At 49.2% G+C, this 18,884-nt stretch carries 16 protein-coding genes; 11 read left to right on the top strand and 5 right to left on the bottom strand.

What is annotated here, in order from left to right; all coding sequences use genetic code 11:
* Positions 1 to 44: 44 nt before the first annotated feature.
* The 5 genes from JSQ80_RS09330 (at position 45) to JSQ80_RS09310 (ending at position 6,739) form a co-directional block, all read left to right on the top strand.
* Entirely contained in the window at positions 45 to 2,012 is a 1,968-nt protein-coding gene (locus JSQ80_RS09330) for a U32 family peptidase (RefSeq protein WP_206095109.1), read from the top strand.
* A gap of 19 nt (positions 2,013 to 2,031) precedes the next feature.
* Positions 2,032 to 3,336, top strand: coding sequence for an aminotransferase class III-fold pyridoxal phosphate-dependent enzyme (locus JSQ80_RS09325; protein ID WP_206095108.1), 1,305 nt, complete (start codon positions 2,032 to 2,034; stop codon positions 3,334 to 3,336).
* A 133-nt stretch (positions 3,337 to 3,469) separates the two neighbouring features.
* The gene (locus tag JSQ80_RS09320; protein WP_206095107.1) at positions 3,470 to 4,342 is read left to right on the top strand and encodes a UbiA-like polyprenyltransferase; all 873 of its coding nucleotides are present in this window, start codon (positions 3,470 to 3,472) and stop codon (positions 4,340 to 4,342) included.
* An 896-nt stretch (positions 4,343 to 5,238) separates the two neighbouring features.
* Complete coding sequence (locus tag JSQ80_RS09315) at positions 5,239 to 6,147, top strand: hypothetical protein (protein WP_206095106.1); 909 nt, start codon at positions 5,239 to 5,241, stop codon at positions 6,145 to 6,147.
* Between the two features lie 46 nt (positions 6,148 to 6,193).
* Positions 6,194 to 6,739 (top strand): hypothetical protein, encoded by a 546-nt coding sequence (locus tag JSQ80_RS09310; protein ID WP_206095105.1) that lies wholly within the window; start codon positions 6,194 to 6,196, stop codon positions 6,737 to 6,739.
* Between the two features lie 67 nt (positions 6,740 to 6,806).
* Here the strand turns inward: JSQ80_RS09310 and JSQ80_RS09305 are convergent, their stop codons facing one another.
* The 5 genes from JSQ80_RS09305 to JSQ80_RS09285 form a co-directional block, all read right to left on the bottom strand.
* Positions 6,807 to 7,334, bottom strand: coding sequence for an ADP-heptose synthase (locus JSQ80_RS09305; protein WP_087433866.1), 528 nt, complete (start codon positions 7,332 to 7,334; stop codon positions 6,807 to 6,809).
* A gap of 182 nt (positions 7,335 to 7,516) precedes the next feature.
* Positions 7,517 to 8,512, bottom strand: a complete 996-nt coding sequence (locus tag JSQ80_RS09300; RefSeq protein ID WP_206095104.1) for a polyprenyl synthetase family protein — start codon at positions 8,510 to 8,512, stop codon at positions 7,517 to 7,519.
* On the bottom strand, positions 8,499 to 8,948 hold the full coding sequence (locus tag JSQ80_RS09295; protein WP_087433868.1) for an adenylate kinase and related kinase: 450 nt from the start codon (positions 8,946 to 8,948) through the stop codon (positions 8,499 to 8,501). Before JSQ80_RS09295 ends, JSQ80_RS09300 begins: the two co-directional genes overlap by 14 nt.
* 97 nt (positions 8,949 to 9,045) lie before the next feature.
* Positions 9,046 to 10,920, bottom strand: coding sequence for an FAD-dependent oxidoreductase (locus tag JSQ80_RS09290; RefSeq protein WP_087433869.1), 1,875 nt, complete (start codon positions 10,918 to 10,920; stop codon positions 9,046 to 9,048).
* 211 nt (positions 10,921 to 11,131) lie between these two features.
* A complete protein-coding gene (locus JSQ80_RS09285) occupies positions 11,132 to 11,641 on the bottom strand; it encodes an FMN-binding protein (protein ID WP_206095103.1) in 510 nt (169 codons plus the stop codon).
* A 280-nt stretch (positions 11,642 to 11,921) separates the two neighbouring features.
* Here JSQ80_RS09285 and JSQ80_RS09280 point away from each other — a divergent pair, with 280 nt between their 5' ends.
* The 6 genes from JSQ80_RS09280 to JSQ80_RS09255 all read left to right on the top strand — a co-directional run bounded on the left by JSQ80_RS09280 (position 11,922) and on the right by JSQ80_RS09255 (position 18,754).
* Positions 11,922 to 12,470 carry a PadR family transcriptional regulator gene (locus tag JSQ80_RS09280; protein ID WP_206095102.1) on the top strand — a complete coding sequence of 183 codons (549 nt, stop codon included), beginning with the start codon at positions 11,922 to 11,924 and terminating at the stop codon, positions 12,468 to 12,470.
* Positions 12,471 to 12,653: 183 nt separating this feature from the next.
* Positions 12,654 to 13,364 carry a queuosine precursor transporter gene (locus JSQ80_RS09275; protein ID WP_087433872.1) on the top strand — a complete coding sequence of 237 codons (711 nt, stop codon included), beginning with the start codon at positions 12,654 to 12,656 and terminating at the stop codon, positions 13,362 to 13,364.
* Between the two features lie 650 nt (positions 13,365 to 14,014).
* Positions 14,015 to 14,983: a carbohydrate ABC transporter permease gene (locus JSQ80_RS09270; RefSeq protein ID WP_206095101.1), complete on the top strand. Its 969-nt coding sequence runs from the start codon at positions 14,015 to 14,017 to the stop codon at positions 14,981 to 14,983.
* A 66-nt stretch (positions 14,984 to 15,049) separates the two neighbouring features.
* The gene (locus JSQ80_RS09265; protein ID WP_240463992.1) at positions 15,050 to 15,847 is read left to right on the top strand and encodes a carbohydrate ABC transporter permease; all 798 of its coding nucleotides are present in this window, start codon (positions 15,050 to 15,052) and stop codon (positions 15,845 to 15,847) included.
* A 70-nt stretch (positions 15,848 to 15,917) separates the two neighbouring features.
* Positions 15,918 to 17,255, top strand: coding sequence for an ABC transporter substrate-binding protein (locus JSQ80_RS09260; protein ID WP_206097529.1), 1,338 nt, complete (start codon positions 15,918 to 15,920; stop codon positions 17,253 to 17,255).
* A 440-nt stretch (positions 17,256 to 17,695) separates the two neighbouring features.
* On the top strand, positions 17,696 to 18,754 hold the full coding sequence (locus tag JSQ80_RS09255; RefSeq protein WP_206095099.1) for a site-2 protease family protein: 1,059 nt from the start codon (positions 17,696 to 17,698) through the stop codon (positions 18,752 to 18,754).
* Positions 18,755 to 18,884: the final 130 nt, after the last annotated feature.

Genomic DNA, 18,884 nt, shown 5'->3' with positions numbered 1-18,884 from the left:
CATGCTGCAATATAAATAAAGTATAAGCTTGGGGGAGAGCGACTGTGGCTAGATATTTTAACGGAAAAGAAATTGAGCTGTTGGCTCCGGCCGGTACGTTTGACATTTTCAAAGCGGTCATTGATTCGAATTGCGATGCCGTATATTTCGGGGGACCGAGCCTCAACATGAGAATGATGCGCAAGGGCTACAATTTATCGTACGACGAAGTGCGTGAAGCAATTATCATGGCGCATGAACGGGGCAAACGCGCATACGTGACCGTGAACAATCTGATGAACGAAGAGGATTTGGACGAAGCGAAGCGTTATTTGACGTTTTTGAACGAAATTGGTCCGGATGCGATCATTGCTCAGGATTTAGCCGTATTCCCACTCATCCAAGAAATGAACTTAACGAATGTGCCTATCCATTCATCCGTCATGATGAATGTGCACAATCTGGACATGATTGAGGCGCTCAAGCAAATGGGCGTGACGCGGGTCGTGGCTTCGCGCGAGATGGATTTGCATACGGCCGAGCTGCTGCAGGCGAAGACGGGGATGGAGTTCGAGTATTTCGTGCACGGAGATATGTGTACGGTGCATGGGGCGAACTGCTTGTACAGCTCGATGCTGTATGGCAACAGCGCCAACCGCGGCCGCTGCATGAAGCCTTGCCGCTGGGATTACCGGGTGAAGAAGGACGGTAATGTGTACCCAACCGAATATCCGCTGGCGGCGAAAGATATGTACATGTACGAGCATATTCCAGAACTGATTAAGTCCGGCATTACCTCCTTCAAGCTTGAAGGACGGATGCGCGATCAGGAATTCCTGCTCATGATTACCAACAGCTATGGCGATGCGATTGATCGGTATATTGCAGATCCGATCGGTTATGACCGCAAGAAGGACAGCGAGACGCTGCATGAAAATCGCAAGCGTGATTTCTCGACCGCCTATGCGTTCGGCAAGCCGGGAATCGAATATATTAATACCCGTTATGAGGGTACAGGCAAGTTCTATAGTACGGGGAAAGTATTCAGCACCCCAACAGCGGAACGTGAAGTGAAGCTGGAACGGTTGGAGCAGGTTCGCGACACCATTGCGGAAAGCCGCAAGCCTGACGCAGCAGCTGCGCGTCCTCAGTTGTCCGTACACGTCAACAACTTGGAACAAGCGAAGGCGGCTCTTGAAGAGGGAGTCGATGCGGTATATGTGACCGGTGATGTTTTTCAGCCAGATCGGCCGTTTACCCGGAATGATCTCGAAACGTTGACCTCGATGAAGGGTGCTTCCCAAATCATTCTCGGCATGCCGCGGATGATGAATGAAATGCATATGGAGCAATACAATCATTTCCTGCGCAATGGCAATTACGGCCTGGATGGACTGCTTGTGACCAATATTGGCGCGATGCACAAATTCCGCGATCTCGGACTGCCGATGATTGGCGATTTTAACTTGAACGTCTTCAATCATATGTCGGCAGAGCTCTATCACGGACATTTCGGCATGGAGCGCGTGCATGCTTCGTTGGAGCTTCCATTGGACGACTTCACAAGCCTGCTGAAGCAATCGAAAGTACCGGTAGAAGTCATTGTGCACGGGTCGCCGATTGTCATGTATTTGGAGCTTGACCTGTACGAAAATGCGGAAGTGATGGAGCCGATCATGCAGGAAGACAACAAGCATGTGGACAATCAGTACCTTGTGCTGCTGACGGATAAAGGAGAAAATCCGGTCTACCGCGATTGGAGCGGCCGCAATCACTTGGCGCTGGCGAAGGAGCTGTGCTATATGCCATTCCTGAAGGAGCTGCACGAAGCGGGCGTGAATCATTTCCGGATTGAGGGCAAGACCTATACAACCGAACAACTGCGTGGAATCATTCGCACGTATCGGACGGCTATTCAAGACTTGTCGCGCTGCGGAGATTTGTACCGTGAGATGAAGCCGGTGTATGCAGGTTATACGCTCGGATCGCTTCAATTCGGACAAGCACTGGCCTTGGAACCAGCCGGAGTATAAACGAAGGGGTGGATGAAAGGTGATAGACACAGGAAAAGATAAAGAGAACGGATATATCGGGCCGGAGGGCGTCGTCGCGAAGCGGAAGCAATATTTCTTCCCGTGCACGCATCATTTTTATAGCAATCCGCCGCAAATCGTGCGCGGTTCCATGCAATATTTGTTCGATGACACGGGGAAACGGTACACGGACTTTTTTGCCGGCGTATCGGTCGTCGCTTGCGGACACTGCAATCCCCGCATTACAGAAGCGACCATCAAGCAGCTGCAGACGCTGCAGCACACGACTACCATCTATTTGACCCAGCCGATGGCAGACCTGGCAGAGCGGCTCGCGAACGGGATTCTGCCCGGAGAGCTGAAGCGGACCTTCTTCTGCAACAGCGGATCGGAAGCGAATGAGGGCGCGATGACGCTCGCCAGATTGCATACGAAGCGGCGCGATTTCATCGCCCTGGAGCAGGGCTTGCACGGACGCACCTTCTTGACAATGGGCGTAACGGGCATTCCGATGTGGCGTTCCGACGATTATCTCGATCAGGGCGTAACCTTCATTCCGCGTCCATATGACCCGGCTACTGACAACGAGACGGCTGCGCGCCGATCGGTTGAGGCATTGAAGCAAGTGCTCGCGGAGAAGGGCGCTACGATTGCAGCCATGATCGTAGAGCCGATTCAAGGCAACGGCGGCATCATCGCGCCTCCGGATTGGTACTTCCGCGAAGTGAAGGCGCTGCTGGAGCAATATGGCGTTCTCCTTATCGCCGACGAGATTCAGACCGGGTTCGGCCGTACGGGACACATGTTCGCCATGAGCCACTACGGCGTCGTGCCGGATATCATGTCGATGGCCAAAGCGCTCGGCAACGGGGTGCCCATCGGCGCCTTCGCCACGACCGATGAGATCGCGGCCAGCTTCAATCGCGCGTCGGCATCGACGTTTGGGGGCAATCCGGTATCGTCGGCGACGGCGCTCGCCGTGTTGGATTATATGGAGCAGGAGGGCTTGGTAGAGCGTGCGGAGCGTCTGGGCGGCTTATTGAAGGCAGGACTGCAAGGGCTCCAAGCGAAGCACGGAATGATTGCCGACGTGCGCGGCAAAGGCATGATGCTTGGTGCCGAGCTGCGCGGTCCGGATGATGGTGACAGTGCGGCGCTGACGGATCGCGTGCTCGAAGCGATGAAGGATCGGGGCTTCATTATCGGGAAAAATGGAGTGGCCCGCAACGTGCTCGCTTTTCAGCCGCCGATCGTCATGACGGAGGAAGACATCAAGTCGATGCTGACCGAGCTCGATAATGTATTGGCTGGTGTTCAGGCGTAATTCGCACGGGTCGCCGCTGGCCAGAGTCAAGCGAATCGGGGCGTCCATCATAGGATCAGATCGCCCTGCCTCGCCTCATCCGCTGGATGTAACGGCGGCAATGCCGGAACGCTTTGCAATGGAGGAGTAATTCATGGAAATGATTCAGAAAGTATTCCGCAAGACGCGCATGTTCGGCGAGCTTGTCATGTTCTCGCATACGCTCTTCTCGCTGCCGTTCGCCGTCATCTCCATGGTGTGGGCAGCGGGCGGCATACCTTCGGCGCATGTGATGCTGTGGTCGCTGATCGCGCTTGTAGGAGCCCGGAATGGAGCTAACGCCTTTAATCGGCTCGTGGACCGGCGCTTCGACGAGGCGAACCCGCGCACCGCGCACCGCCATATGCCGCGCAAGCTGCTGCGGGAACGGGAAGTGACGCTGTTCGTCGTCGTTAACTTCGCGATCTTCATCTTGGCAGCGGGCATGCTTAACCCGCTCTGTCTGTGGCTGTCGCCGGTAGCGATCGTGCTCATCTGCTCGTATTCGTACACGAAGCGGTTTACATGGCTTTGCCACCTGTATTTGGGCTTTACGATTGCCTCCGCACCCATCGGCGCTTGGTTCGCGGTAACGGGCCAATTCGCCGTCACGCCATTCATTCTGGGCACGATCGTCATGCTCTGGATCGCAGGCTTCGATATTATCTATGCCACGCAGGACATTGAATTCGACCGCAAAACAGGGTTGTGGTCGGTGCCGAGCCTATTCGGGTACGAGGATTCTCTCTTTATCGCTCGTTCGCTGCACACGATTATGGTTGTGCTCCTGCTGACGCTGTTCTTCATCCAGGGTTTGGGCTGGATTTACTTGGGGGGCATCGGGGCTGCAGCAGTGCTGCTCGCGATCGAGCACAACATCATCAAGCCATCGAACCGTCAACGGATGAACGTGGCGTCATATAACTTGAATCAAGTCATTAGTATGGTGATCTTGTTCTGTACGATGGCTGACTTTTTTCTGAACTGAATATGTGCGATAGGGAAAGGAGGTGCGCGTCAAAGCATTCTTCCTTTCTTTTTTATTAGGAAAACGAATCTTCTATCTTTCGGATGAATAGGGTTATATTGGGTAATTCTTGCCGAATCCCTCATCTCAACCGAACGACGAACATGCGTCGTCGTCTACGCTTAACACTGCCAAGAAAGTACCTATCTTGCTTCAAATCAATGCAACGTGCTTTACACCTTACCTAAGCACCGTACCTTGATAAGCACAACTAACTCATAATCCCACTGCATGCAGTCAGCGAGTTCCTCGGCGGCAAAAGAACTACTACAAAGAGAAAAGAAGGACTCCATTTAAAATGAATAGGAATACGTTAACGGTACAGGCAGATACTAATCTTATCAATGTAAATGGTACTTCTGCCGAAATGGATAGCGTTCCGGTAGTGCATTATGACTCCTTGTTGAACCACTGCGTGTTTTCATTGACACTTTTCCTTAGCGAGTTAAGCGAGATTCTAACAACAATTGTACACAAGTCCATATCCTCATGGAATTTTATGAAGATCATCGAAGAATCCGATTTAACGCCCACCATTTCCGTCCTATACGCCATCCATTTTTAAAAATTAAAATGAGTTTTATTTTATATGTAATATCTAGGGGGTTGTCTGTCTTTCATAGTGGTGATAAAAAGAAATTCATTATTGGCATCAATAGAATTACTTAGATGTTTTAGGTCTTAAGTTGTACATGGTGGAACCAATACAAAGAAGATTTCAATTTTTCATCATTGTTCTATTTATTTCTACAATAAATATGAATGAAAACGATTTCGGTTAAATAGGAAATACCTATTGTATTCATCTAAAATATGGGTTAATATGACATTTGGAAATAATTTCTTAGGAGGGAAAAATGAGAAAAACTATTTTAGCTTTTGTCGTCGTCATGTTATGTATTTCTAGCACTGTCTTTGCAAATGAAAACATGGTTGGAGACGAGTTACGAGTAAATAAAAGGTTTCTTTCGAAAGATGAAGAAGTGAGAATTGAGAAGAGAAGTGAAGAGGTTGGTAACTATTTTCTTGCGGTTGCAAAGGCAAGAGCAAAATTGGATCAAATCTCAGAGCAACATTTGACGAATTCAAACAGTTTTTTGGCTTCGAAAGCAGAGCTTGAAGAATTAGAGAAAGGTTATGAAAGACTTGGTCTTATACGGGTCGATAAAGGTGATAATTCAGTTACCCCCTTATCTACTAGAGCTGATTATGAGATAGATAAGCTCACAATCTATTATGATTCCAAAGTAAATATGCATGTTATCGAAATGGCAGGAATGTGGCAAAACACAAACTTCTATAATGATGCACAATGTCCAGCTTTCTGTTCAGGAACCATAAATGTAGGAGGAAGGGATGGAATAGGGTTATTTTCATTGCATCGAGATATTAATGTTTTTGCTCCGAAGTTTTATACACTTACACATGGCACATTAGCTGAGACTGACTGGTCATATAGAGCGAATGATCCAAAGGATGCCAGAGGAGCCGGTTTCTATTTTGATGATACTGTTCAGGTGGCAAGAGTCAATCCACCAAAGTTCGAGAAATATAATGCATATAGACATTTAATGTGGTATTATTTCAACTTTACTGATGGTTATCCACCTTCGGGTACTACCATTTCATTCAAAGCTAGTGTGGGCCATACATGGGCTTCAAATTATGTAAGTAGTATAAGTGTTGGGCCGTGGTCTGTAGGTATAACATTTGATAAATCTTATGATAATTGGTTGCGTGAGAAGGTAACTTACATGAGTTTTTAAAGAGGGGGCGACTCCTCTTTTTTGTCTGTGAAGAAAGGTGGTAGGGATGAATAAGAAAAAAAAATATCTCCTTGCATCATGTATCACTCTTATTTTGATCATAATAGGGGCAGCCATCATCATGAAGAATAACGATAAATTAGCTCCATTCCAGTCCTATCTCAATTCAAAATACCAGCTTGATCGTTCCTCACTTGTAGAGTATAAAGTCAATTCGTACCATGTATCTTTTATAACGGATAACCAGTACAGTGCACATGTATTCTATGTAAATGCAGAGCATTCAATTGTCAATTATCTATATGTGCCTAAAATGATACCGGAGAAAACTAGAGTATACTGGCATACGATCTCGAATAATGGAAACGTTCTGTTTACTTCTATTTTATATGACGATGCGATCGACAGGATTACGGTGAAATCGATGAGTGGGCAAGAGATGCAGCATGAGCTCAAATATATTGATTACAACGACACTCGCTTTGTTATAGCGATTAGTGATCAAATCGAAAGGAGCCCTGTGGACATTGTTGGGTACTCTAGACAAAACGAGGCTATATACAAAAACATAAATGATCAACACAATAGATAGCGTCGTAAAATCGTGCTGGACTTCACATAACAAACCCGCCTCCTGACAACGAAGGGGCGGGTTGTCTCTACTTCATGTTGGAGTCGCCTTTGGCATCCTCCTGCTCTAAAGCATAATCAAAGTCATCGATATCATAGATCGGAATCGGGATTTCATTCTCGATTAGACGGCCGACGTACTCGAATTGGTCCGTGAGCAGAGGAGCTTGTTCGCGCAATGCAGTAAGAATAAGTTCAGTCTCCACTGGATCGAACAGCTCTCCATACCGGGCATTGTCCATGGCATTCACGATGATGCAGGAAACGTTATCTTGCAGAAGCAGCGGCGGGCTTTGACGCCAAGGCACCGTCAAGGCGCGTTCGATTTTCTTCTTATTCAGCTCGCTCTCGAAAAATGTAATGAGCTGCTCAATCTGCTGCTTGGCGTGTACGTCATCTTCAGGGTCGGGCATCACCTGATCGCCTTCTTGACGCATCTCATACAATTCCATAATGGTCGTGTAAGGAATGATATACTCCACCGGGCGCTTAGGAGTAAATAATTGACCGTATACCGCTAACATCACGGCTTCGATAACAAATCGTCGAGGCTTCATTGTCGATCCCCCTTTATCTAAGATGTGAAAGCTTGACAAGCAAACTGCACATTAACATAATACCACCTTGCCCTATCGCACAAAAGAGTAAACGGTACAATTTGTAAGTGGAGATAACAATAAAGCCGAAGCCCTTTGCAAAAAGGGTTCGGCTTTCCACTTATGGAGGCAGTTCAATATCGTTAGTAAGTTCGGTCTTCGAAATAATTCCACAGCGTCGTTAAATCCTTATGAGCGGTGAAATCCGAAAGCTGATCGATGATATTCCATGCCCGTCGCATGAAGTCATGGCTTATCAACAGCGCTTGCTCCAACGCGCCGCTGGCGCGAATGAGCTCAATTGCCTCGTCAAACGCTGCGTCGGGTGAAGCCGAGTGCAGTTCGCGCAGCTTGCGCGCTACCGCTTCATCCTTCATTGCCAATATGACGGGTAGTGTCGCATGGCCATTGCGAAGGTCGGCACCGGCTGGTTTGCCCAACTGTTCAGCTGACTTCGTAAAGTCCATAATATCGTCGCGAACTTGAAACGCCATGCCGAGATTGTCGCCGAAAGCGTAAAGCCGATCGGATACCAAGTCTTCGGCATAGGAGGCTTTTGCCCCGACCTGCAAGCATGTCGCCATCAACAGCGCTGTCTTGTTGCGCGTCTTCTCCCAGTATTCATCCAGCGACAGCTCGAAGTTATAACGGTGATGCATCTGCTGGTACTCGCCGATGCACAACTGGGTGGTCGTCACGGACGTCACATCCTGAATGTAACGTTCGGGCTCTTGGACGTTGGCAGTCATCAGCTCGATGACACGGCTCATCATGTAATTGCCGATATGGACCGCTTTGTATATGCCCGTCTTACGGTGCAGAGCCGGTTGGCCCCGACGCATATCCGCTTGGTCCAAAATATCGTCATGAACGAGCGAGGCCGCATGAATGAACTCGACGACCGCCGCAAGACGGTACGCATCATCGGATTCCGGCTCGGTGCCGAATCGGCTGCCTACGATCGTCATCATCGGACGAAGGCGCTTGCCGCCTGCACGGATGAGTTCCAAGACGCTCTGAGCGACAATGGATCGGGAGGATACATCAGGATCGTGCAGAACGATGCGCTCTAAATCGCGATTAATGCGCTGCAGCGGGATATTCAACTGCTCGTGAAGCGAATCGTTATATGACTTCATAAGCCACCTGCTTGTAATGCTTCGCGAGAAACCGGCATATGCGCTGGTGCAGAAGCATATCCGTCGTGTTGCCTTCCGCGCGCCGAATCTGAATGCGCTTGATAGTCGTGGCCAAGTCGATGACGAGCTTCATCTGTCCGTGCCGCGCGGCGAATTGATAATACATGCTCATCAATAAGTCGCCGTCCAATACGGTTTTGCCCGCAAGCTGCTCCTCATCAGGAACATGCTGGTGGGTGCGCATGGATTGACGAAGCAGCCAATAGCAGCCTAACAGCGCCCGCCGCTCATCTGGCCCCATATCGTAGGCATGCAGCGCGCTCGCCATATCCAACAAGAAATGCTCATCGCTTCCGACTGTTAATCGGATGCCTGCTTCAGGCGGCATCTCTTGTGCCAGGAGCCGACCTGTTTCCATTATGAGTTGCCGATTCATGGGAACCCCCCGCTTCCCTAAGAAATAAGGAAAGTAATGTGACACATGGTACACATTACTTTTCCTGTATGCATAAAAGACTATTCTTATTTACGTATTAATCCGTGTAAAGGTACCAACGCTTGACGAACGGAATCTTCTTCCAGATCCGTTTGAGGCGAGGGTACAGATAGTAATCCGCGCCGAACGTGCTGCCGGAACCGCCGATAAGCGCGATGCCGCCGAAGAAGTACCAGAACATCTCATAAGGAGCCATGCCGGACGTGTAAATCATGACGCCCATCGCGCATGTGCCGATGGCCGCAATTGCCGTGAACAAGCCCAAGATGAGCATAATGCCGAAGATGACTTCAGCCGCAACCATGCAGCCTTGGAAAATGTAAGCCATCGTCGTATATCCGCCGTCATTTGTATAGAACATTAAATCCATCGACCAATCTACAATACTCTTGACGAAATCAGGCACCGGAATAGCCTTGATAGCCGTGCTTGCGCCTTCTACGGCCGATGCCGCCGTCTGAGCGTCTACGGTCGAATGCACCGCATCCACCGCTTGCGAAGCAGCCGTTACGCCGTCCATCGCCTTAGGCGGGATTAAGAACATCTGGGAAGGATCCTTCAGCAATTTCGTGCCTTTTTCCCAGCCTTGCATCAACCACATGACACCGATATAAATCCGCAGCGGAACGAGCCAGAAATTCGGCGAACGTTTCGAGAAGTGGCCGCCGACGAAGCTTCTGCGGTTTCTAACATGGAAGAATTCATGCATCATGTAAGACCAAATCTTATGGAAGCCGAGCACTTGCAAGAAGTACACGATATTGATCATATGCTTGAAGAACATCGCCATGAAGCCCGAGAAGTGGAACATCTTCTTCGGTGTGCCTACGGCAGCTACCCCGTAACGGCCGCCGATGCATACCATCGTGCCGTGGAACGTCGGTTTATAGGACTTCTTCGTGCCACCCTTGATGTCGCAAGTGATATTATGGGCGATAAGACCTGCGGAATGCTCGGCGTTCTCGACCATTTGCGGAACGGGACGCTCTTCGCCTTCCGGAATATAGAAGATGTTGTCGCCGACAACATACACATTTTCATGGTCAACGGACTGCAGCTTGTCGTTCGTCAAAATACGTTTGCGACCTTGCTGTTGCACGTCCAGGTTGCCGACCAGATCGGAACCTTCGACGCCGGCCGTCCAAATGACGGTGTTCGATTTGATTTCGTTATTCTCACCGAGAACGACGGAATTCGGCGTAACGCCGGAAATTTTAGCCCCGGTTACGATTTCGACCTTCATTTTACGGAGATATTTATCCGCTTTGTCGATCAGGTTCTGCGGCAGGATAGGCAGAATTTTCGGAGCCATGTCGGCTACGACAAGGCGAACTTCCGATTCGTCCACATAGAATTCGCGGCACAGCTCTTCACGATATTCCGCCAATTCGCCGACCATCTCCACACCTGTAAAGCCGGCGCCTACGACAACGAACGTCAGCATTTGCTTGCGGAGCTCTGGATCCGTTACTTTCGTCGCATCCATGAACATTTGGCGGATTTGATGCTTCAATACGACTGCGTCTTCGAAGGACCACAGCGAGAACGAGTTCTCTTCCGCGCCGGCAATGCCAAAGAAAGATGGCTTACAACCGGTACCGATAACCAGATAGTCATAATCGTAAGATTTCTTCTTGCCTTTCAATGCCTTGCCGTCGAAATCGATATTCGTGACCTCATCCAATACGACTTCTACTTTGCGGCCGGCGAAGATTTGCTTCAGGTCCATCTTGATGGCTTCTTCGTCGACACGGCAGGCCGCGACTTCGTGCAGCTCGGTCATCATCGTATGGAAAGGTTTGCGGTCTATGAGCGTGATGCTGACATCTTTGTCCTTTTTCAGACGATTCGCCAGCTTCTTCGCCGTCAGGACCCCACCGTAACCGCCGCCCAACACAACGATCTTTTTCATGGTTTCACCCCTGCGATAGCTATATTATTTATAAATGGTGTAAATGGTTAAAAATTGAACTTCATGCTATCAACAATGGAGCCCCGCAAGTAAAAAAGCAATGATGTTTTTCACCAAGCCGTTCAAAACATGCTCGTTGACCATCTCGCTTTCCTACAGCGGAGCTTCCAAAGTCTTACTTATTTCCATCAAGGAAGATAAGAGATTCGTCTTACTTCGCTTGAGCCAACGCTTGTTCAGCCAATTGAACGAAGCCGCTTACGTGGATGGATACGCCGGATACAGCGTCTGTTTTGCCTTCATCGTTAACTGCGACAGCTTTAGGATCTTGCTTTGCGATCAATTCTTGTTCCATCTTCGCAGCTTGCTCGCTCCATTCGAACTCAGAGCCGCCTTTTTTCATGCCATACTCTTCGCCGAGTTCTTTCTTAGTTTTGCCGCCGTCTTTGCTGACAGCGTCCCAGTTGACTGCTGTAATTTTACCGTCTTTTACAGTAATGTCGAGGGTATCTTTCCAGCCGGATTTTTCGTCAAAGTCAGATGCTTCCTGATGATATTCGCCATCTTTGTATTGAGCTTCCGCAGTCGTGTTTGTGTCAGTAGTTGCCGGTGCTTCCGTACCTGCTGCAGGCTCTTTCGCTTCTTCTTTCTTATCGCCGCAGCCAGCCAGCATGCCTACGACCAATACTGCGGATAACAACAGTACAAGTTTCTTTTTCATTACAGTCCCCACCTTTTCCTTATTCAAAAATACTTTGTGAAAATTTTAACTAACCATTTGACAAGCCAATTATAACATCGGGCCCATATTTTAGATGTGATAAATATCACACCTAAAACGTTATTTTTAAAATATACTACTCCATACTTTGCCATGTTGGGCGCTATCTTATACAATATAGACACGTAAAAAAAGTCTAAATTTCACTCGAATCATATGTCAACCACTACATGCTCTTTACAAAAACAAACTTGCCGACTAACAAAGAGGTGAAAAGAACATGCAAGCGAAAGACGTCGTTCTCGGCCTGCTCATGCAAGGCCCCAAATCGGGATATGCTATTAAACAAGAGTATGAAATGGGGCTGTCCCATTTTTTTGACGCCAGCTATGGTTCCGTGTATCCGGCATTGAAGCAATTGGAGAAATCCGGCATGATCGTCAAGGAGATCGTCGTGCAAGAGGGCAAGCCGAATAAGCACATGTTCACCATTACGGAGCTTGGCGAGCGGCAGTTTCAGCACTACTTAGCTTCTCCCGTTCAACCGGACTTTTATCGCTCGGATATATTGGCTCGATTATATTTTGGGAAATACGGAAGCGCCGATGCTTTGGTTCGCTGGCTGCAAGAGGGGATAGACGAGCGAATTCGGTTGTTGCGGCAGTTGGAAACGGCATATGAGGAGCATAAGGCGGTTTTATCGCCGCCGCGCCTTATTTCGATACAGTTCAGCTTGCAGGACTATCAGGCGCAAATCAAAGTTATGCAGAAGGGGATAGATTATTTGCAATCTGGACAGGGCTACGAGTTCTGGGAAATGTCATCTTAAACTGCAACCCGCATTGATAAGGAAAGTATTCGTTTCGCATGTCCGGCTCTAAGCAATCCGGGCATGCGTTTTTTATATTGGCTTTCTCATCGATTTATGTTAAAGTTAACGATTGCGTCCGGGACTCACCGGCGCCGCGGTTCGAAACCTCCCGCGTAATCAAAACTAAAGGGGAATTGCATCATGTATAACTTTGTGTGGGGCGTCACGTTCGTTTTGGCGAACTTTGCGTTCTTTTTGCTCTGCTACCGCCTGTTCGGGAAGTACGGCTTATATGCCTGGATTGGTGTTATGACCGTAATCGCCAACATTCAAGTGGCAAAGACGATCGAAATGTTCGGCATCGTCATGACGCTTGGCAACACGGCCAATGCCAGCCTGTTCATGACGTCTGATTTGCTGAACGAAAAATATGGGCCGAAGGAAGCGCGCCGCGCCGTATGGTTCGGTTTTTTTACGCTCATTATGACGACGGTCATCATGCAGATGGCGCTCGTCTTCACACCGCAGCCGACCGACATTGCCCAGTCGTCGCTCGAAACGATATTCGGTCTCATGCCGCGTCTGGCGCTAGGCAGCTTGACTGCTTATTTTGTCAGCCAGTTTCTCGATGTGAAGCTGTTTGCCCTCGTGAGAGCGAAATATCCGAAAGCAAGCCAGCTGTGGATCCGCAGCAACGGAAGCACCGGCATTAGTCAATTGGCTGATTCGCTCGTTTTCTGTACGATTGCTTTTGCCGGATCCGGATTATATACGTGGGACGTCTGGTTTCAAATCTTTTTGACCACTTATCTGGTGAAGTTAATCTTGTCCATTGCATCGACTCCGTTTCTGTATTGGGCCAGAAGCTTCCGTGTGCCGGACGATCTGGAACGGGAGCGGGCTTCTAACTGATGCATCCGTGTCAGCCCTTATACGTTCGGCTTGCCAGCCTGTTTTCCTTTTGCGTGTGCAGAGGAAGGCAGGCTTTTTTGCATGAACTTGAATGGACTCGTTGGCCTTGACCATACCCGGGAAGGGTTGACTGTTTGCTTGATTTATTCTTTGTCCCACTCTCCCTCTCACTCAGTAATACAGCCCCTTTTTCACGCGCGGACATGATTTCAGGCTTTCATAAAATAGCTCTAGCTCCATACTCCCATACAGTCAGGAAACAATGACGGGGATAGGCACAGGACGTTTTTGATCCAATCGGATGATGCGGCAATCGTGGCGGCAGGGAATCAGCGTCATGCCAGGAGTGTGGCCGCCCGATGGCGTTGAACCGGAGTTACCTTGGCGTGCCGCCGACTGAGCGAAGGGGAGAGTGAACCAAAGCGTTGAATATAGCCCCTTAGGCGTAGAAGCGTCGAAAGATGCCTATTGCTGTTGATAAAGGTTGGCAAGGCAGCTTCATAAAACCTTCGCAAAGAATGGGGGCTCGCTTAACATACCTCTAATACTGTGTTCACACTTTCTCGTTACGCTATTAGAGGTTGTTCAAAAGTCCATGCCTTGTTAATCGCAGCATGCGTTAGCGCATCTGAATGCGGGAGGTGCCCATTATGAAGTCCACCGTCTTGCCTGCACATCGAACCGTGATTTCCGCGGAACGGGATACGCAAGCAGCACAGGAGACGGAAGCTGCCATTCGGCGCCGTCGTCTGTGGGAGAGTATTCGGCCTTATCTCTATATTGGTCCGGCCCTTGTTTTTTTAACATTGTTTTTCTACTATCCGATGTTGTCCGTCTTTACGCTTAGCTTCTTCGACTGGACTCTGCTCGACTTGTCCAACCGTTCATGGTACGGACTGGCGAATTACAGCGAGCTGTTCCAAGACCCGGATTTCGCTCATGTCCTTGCCAATACGGCCATCTACACCGTTGCCACCGTCGGATTGGGACTGCTGCTGGCCTTGCTGCTTGCGCTTTGGCTGAATCGTTCCTCGCGCAGGTTCGGGCTGCTGCAGGGCATGCTGTTCAGCCCGCATATTATATCCCTCGTCTCGATCTCCATCCTCTGGCTGTGGATTATGGATCCGCAGTACGGATTGCTGAATACCATCCTCGATGCCATCGGAGTGTCCGGCTTGAAGTGGCTGGCCGATCCATCGACCGCGCTGCCTTCCCTTATCCTCGTGGCGCTGTGGAAAGGCGTAGGCTACAACATGATCGTGCTCATTGCCGGATTGCAGAGCATCCCGCGGGAGATCCACGAAGCGGCCATGCTGGATAACGTATCGCGCTGGCGTGTAACCTGGCGGATTACGATCCCGCTCTTGTCGCCGAGCCTGTTCTTCCTGCTCATCATGAACACGATTAGCTCGTTTCAAGTATTCGACACGATCAGCATCATGACTCAAGGGGGTCCCGTGAATAGCACCAATATGCTTGTCTATTACATTTACGAGCAAGGCATGGATTTCTTTAACGGCGGTTACGCCGCAGCCGGATCTGTCGTGCTGCTTGCCGCTGTCGGTCTTGTGACGCTCGCGCATTTTGCGCTGCTCTCGCGCAGGGTGCATTACCACTAGTTCGCTACACAAAAAATGAAGGGGGTTGCCGTCGTGCATACGATTGTACGCAAATGGCCGGTCCGCATGTTGGAGGGTATCGCACTCATTGCCGTTGCGGGCATCTTTCTCTTTCCATTCTTATGGATGCTCGTGACCGCCTTCAAATCACAGTCCGAAGTCCTGCAATTCCCGCCGTCATGGGTACCGGAGGAATGGCGTTGGGACAACTTCGAGGCGGCGTGGAATTCAGGTCCTTTTGGCCGGTACGTGTTGAATAATATAATCGTCGCCGTCAGTATTTTGGCTTTGCAGCTTCTGACCGGCATTCCGGCAGCCTACGCCTTCGCGCGATTCCGCTTCAAGGGCAGAGGCTTCTTGTTCGGCCTTCTATTGCTTGCGCTTATGATTCCCTCACAGGTGGTATTCCTTCCCATCTATGTGCAGATGAGCGGCTGGAACCTCGTCAATACGTTGTGGGCGTTAATTCTGCCATTCGGGGCAAGCGCGTTCGGCATCTTCCTTATCCGGCAGTCGTTCATGCAGATTCCGGAAGATATGCTGGAGGCGGCCCGGTTGGATCATGCGTCCGAGTGGACGATACTGTGGCGCATTGCGGTTCCGATGTCGGCGCCAGCCGTGACGACGTTCGCTCTTTTCAGTCTTATTTATCATTGGAACGATTATTTCTGGCCGCTAATCATGACGAATCAAGCCGAGATGCGGACGCTTCCCGTCGGAATCGCCATGCTGAAGGAGACCGAAGGCATGAGCGCGTGGAATGTGCTGATGGCCGGGAATCTGATGCTGGTCGTTCCGGCCTTGCTCTTGTTCGTTCTGGCCCAGCGCCATATTATGCGGGCATTTGTATACAGCACGAAGTAAGGAAGTGAATCATAACATCCAAAAAAGGGGTTGGAGAAACGTGATTTCGATTTTGTATCGTGGCAAGCGGATGCTTCATCTGTTGTTGGCGGCTTTCATAGGATTGGCAACTTTGCTGGCGGGCTGCGGCACCAAAGCGGCAGGCGGTACAGCCGAGGGACAAAATGGCGGTCTCGCACCAACGACCGCGGCGCAGGTGGATGTCACCTCAGAGCCAGCCTCTGGCAAACCGGTGGAAATTGATTTCTGGTACTCCCTCGGCGGCAAAAATGGCGAGCTCATTGAGCAGATGGTGAGCGACTTCAACGCCGCTCAGGATACAGTCATCGTGAAGCCGGCTTATCAAGGCGACTACTATACGAACCATTCCAAAGTGCTGGCCGCGGTCGCCGCCGGCAACCAACCCGATGTGACGATGATTGAAGTCGCTTCGGTCGGCGCGTTCGCGGACGCGAAAGTCATCGAGCCGTTAACTTCGTATACCCAAGGCAAAGAGAAGGATTACATTGAAGGCTTGATGGGGAACTCCTATTGGAAGGACGAACTATATGCCATTCCGTTCAACCGTTCCACGCCGCTCCTTTACTTGAATAAGGCGCTCTTGCAGGAGGCGGGTCTCAGTCCGGATGGTCCGAAGACGTGGCAGGAGCTGGAGGAATTCTCCCGCAAGCTGACGAATCAGGAAGGCGGGAAGACGGTGCGTTACGGCTTCTCCACACCGATTGACATCTGGTTCTACGAAGCGCTCGTCTTCCAGAGCGGAGGCAGCATTTTGACGGAGGACAACAAGCAGCTCGCGCTTCATAACGAAGCGGGCAAAGCGCCGCTCGAATTCTGGTCGCGCATGATTAAGGAGGGCATCATGAAGAATCCTCCCGGTGAAAAATACAATGCATGGGACGTGGCCAAGCAGGACTTCGTCAACGGACAGGTCGCCATGATCTTTACGTCGACGGGCGACTTGAAGGGCTTGAAGGAAACCGCGAAGTTCGATGTCGGCACTGCCTTTTTGCCCGCGAATAAAGACTACGGCGCTCCCACGGGCGGCGCGAACCTAGCCGTGCTCGCAAAATCGTCCGCCGAGGAGAAGCAGGCGGCATGGAAGTTCATCGAATGGATGACCGGCGCAGAGCAGACGATTCGGTGGTCGCAGGGCTCCGGATATATGCCTGTCAGCAAATCGGCCGTAGAGTCCGATACGTTAAAGCAGGCATTTGCGAAGGATCCGAACTTCAAGGTCGCCATCGACCAGCTCCAATACGGAAAAGCCCGTCCGATGGTGCCTGGATACAAAGAATTGCAGGAGGTCATCATGACCGAAATTCAGCGGGTCGTTCTCGGCCAAGCAACTCCTGACGAGGCGCTGCAAGCGGCTACGGAGAAGGCGAACAAGCTGCTGCGCAAATAGCTGGTTCAGCTGCGCATGCCTGTGAATGCGGAACTCCCATTTCAATAAAAACAAGCACCTTCCCAACCGCATGAACCCGATGCGCGGAGGTGCTTGTTTTTGGCTGCTTCATGATTACTGCACATTTTCGCGCAGCGTCAAGGGATGTGGTAAACAATAGCTAACGGTTAATTAAAACAACTTGATGCTTTCCGACCGCAAACGAAACTTTGCAACTTTGCGAAGTGCAAACAAGAGTGAAGCATTGATAGGATAAATGGAGAATTGAATCTCAAATGATTGGAAAGGAGGGCGGAATTTCATGAAAGTGGTAAATTCGGTGCAGGTGTTGCAACTGGTGTGACAATTTTTCTTTCCATCAAGGAATGTTAAATGAGCGTTAATTAGTAAGACATTAGTATGAATATATGTCTTACTCGATTTAAAAGAGGGAGGTAACTGTGAAACAATCCATAATGCCATTTCTGTTCGGTTTGATTCTATCGTTGTCAGTGTTGCTTTTAGTGTATGAATCGGATATTGCTATTCATATCATCAAAGTTCTGGTGTTACTCCTCATTGCATTTCCCGTCGCAATCTTAATCCATGAGATTGGACATGTGATCGGAGCTCTGCTGACGCGAGCGAAAATCGTCCAATTTCTATGGGGCCCCTTTATGCTGTTTGTACAGCAAAAAAGATTGAAAGTTTCTTGGAAGAATAAATATTTTTTCGGAGCCGTTATGGTAGATTCATCCAATTATGTTCAGGATGCAGATTCATTCAAGGCGGATTGCAAAAGGCAATTTGTTATTTCCGTTATGGGACCACTCATTAGTATAGTAACCGGGGGTGCCGCCCTGATAGTGAGCTATCCTAATGATAGCATTGGTTTTATGTCATTGTATGGAACATTATCTCTCGTAATTGGAATTGGTACTCTGCTGATGACCGATGGAAAGCAAGGCATAATGATGTTTCGAAAAAACTATGCTTTAGCCTATTATTGGGCCTTGTTCTTCACTGTTCCTCATGTCAACAAAGATAGCTTACGTTTTCTGCTGAATGAGTCAGAATACCACTTGAGCTCTACATTCGAAAACAATAAACAAAATATAGCTTTAAATTTGTCTGATTTACACATCCTCTATTTCATTATGTACTTTTGCCAAGTTACAGGAAAAGAACTTAGGATAAAAAACGATTTTGTTGAAGTGCTAAAAGAATCTATATCCAATCTAACGTTACCAAAGCAAAGCAGGGAAATGGTGGCGCTTATATTATGTTATGAGGTGGTGAATATAAGATTAGAGAATAAACGGGAAGATGCGGAAAGGTTACTTCTTTTACTGGAAACTGCTGATGTAGACATCCATCCTATGATGAAACAACGAATGCAATTGTTTTTAAACAGATCCAGTGATGGAGGTAAAAGCTATATTGCTCAGCTGCAGGATGAAGACGTTTTGCGATGCTATGAGGAACCATTTTTGAAGGAGTGGGGATTCTGGAAAACGTAATGACATCACACGCTTCCAAATCAAGTGCAGAATACAGACGATTTTGCAATGGCTTTAAAGTGGTTCTTAGTATGGGCGAAAGAGAGATTAGACGAGCTAAACGCCAGCTATGCCTTGATAACGCTATCAG

Origin of the sequence: Paenibacillus apiarius (assembly GCF_017052585.1) — a bacterium.
Taxonomy (GTDB): Bacteria; Bacillota; Bacilli; order Paenibacillales; family Paenibacillaceae; genus Paenibacillus_B; species Paenibacillus_B apiarius.
The sequence above is the reverse complement of the archived record's forward strand: the minus strand, read 5'-3'. Positions and strand labels throughout refer to the sequence as shown.

Excerpts from the sequence above, each read along its gene's own strand:
- JSQ80_RS09290 (WP_087433869.1), bottom strand. The coding sequence starts at position 10,920 with ATGAAAAAGATCGTTGTGTTGGGCGGCGGTTACGGTGGGGTCCTGACG.
- JSQ80_RS09275 (WP_087433872.1), top strand. The coding sequence starts at position 12,654 with ATGTATAACTTTGTGTGGGGCGTCACGTTCGTTTTGGCGAACTTTGCG.
- JSQ80_RS09300 (WP_206095104.1), bottom strand. The coding sequence starts at position 8,512 with ATGAAGTCATATAACGATTCGCTTCACGAGCAGTTGAATATCCCGCTG.
- JSQ80_RS09260 (WP_206097529.1), top strand. The coding sequence starts at position 15,918 with ATGCTTCATCTGTTGTTGGCGGCTTTCATAGGATTGGCAACTTTGCTG.
- JSQ80_RS09285 (WP_206095103.1), bottom strand. The coding sequence starts at position 11,641 with ATGAAAAAGAAACTTGTACTGTTGTTATCCGCAGTATTGGTCGTAGGC.
- JSQ80_RS09310 (WP_206095105.1), top strand. The coding sequence starts at position 6,194 with ATGAATAAGAAAAAAAAATATCTCCTTGCATCATGTATCACTCTTATT.
- JSQ80_RS09320 (WP_206095107.1), top strand. The coding sequence starts at position 3,470 with ATGGAAATGATTCAGAAAGTATTCCGCAAGACGCGCATGTTCGGCGAG.
- JSQ80_RS09315 (WP_206095106.1), top strand. The coding sequence starts at position 5,239 with ATGAGAAAAACTATTTTAGCTTTTGTCGTCGTCATGTTATGTATTTCT.
- JSQ80_RS09295 (WP_087433868.1), bottom strand. The coding sequence starts at position 8,948 with ATGAATCGGCAACTCATAATGGAAACAGGTCGGCTCCTGGCACAAGAG.
- JSQ80_RS09280 (WP_206095102.1), top strand. The coding sequence starts at position 11,922 with ATGCAAGCGAAAGACGTCGTTCTCGGCCTGCTCATGCAAGGCCCCAAA.
- JSQ80_RS09265 (WP_240463992.1), top strand. The coding sequence starts at position 15,050 with ATGTTGGAGGGTATCGCACTCATTGCCGTTGCGGGCATCTTTCTCTTT.
- JSQ80_RS09270 (WP_206095101.1), top strand. The coding sequence starts at position 14,015 with ATGAAGTCCACCGTCTTGCCTGCACATCGAACCGTGATTTCCGCGGAA.
- JSQ80_RS09305 (WP_087433866.1), bottom strand. The coding sequence starts at position 7,334 with ATGAAGCCTCGACGATTTGTTATCGAAGCCGTGATGTTAGCGGTATAC.